Source organism: Janthinobacterium aquaticum (genome assembly GCF_009208565.1).
Taxonomy (GTDB): Bacteria; Pseudomonadota; Gammaproteobacteria; order Burkholderiales; family Burkholderiaceae_D; genus Janthinobacterium.
Genome location: NZ_WFLK01000073.1, coordinates 1 through 255 on the forward strand (window position 1 = coordinate 1; position 255 = coordinate 255).

1 rRNA gene is annotated in these 255 nt (G+C 48.6%); it reads right to left on the reverse strand.

The features are described 5' to 3' along the window. Positions 1-255: ribosomal RNA gene (locus GCM43_RS25665) — 23S ribosomal RNA — on the reverse strand; the annotation flags it as partial.

The window sequence follows — 255 nt, forward strand, 5'->3', positions numbered from 1 at the left end:
CTTACGGCGTGGAGGCTTTTCACCCCCATTATCGCTACTCATGTCAGCATTCGCACTTCTGATACCTCCAGCATCCTTTACAAGACACCTTCGCAGGCTTACAGAACGCTCTCCTACCATATCTATCTGTGATAAATCACAGAACAATATCCGCAGCTTCGGTGACTGGCTTAGCCCCGTTACATCTTCCGCGCAGGACGACTCGATCAGTGAGCTATTACGCTTTCTTTAAATGATGGCTGCTTCTAAGCCAAC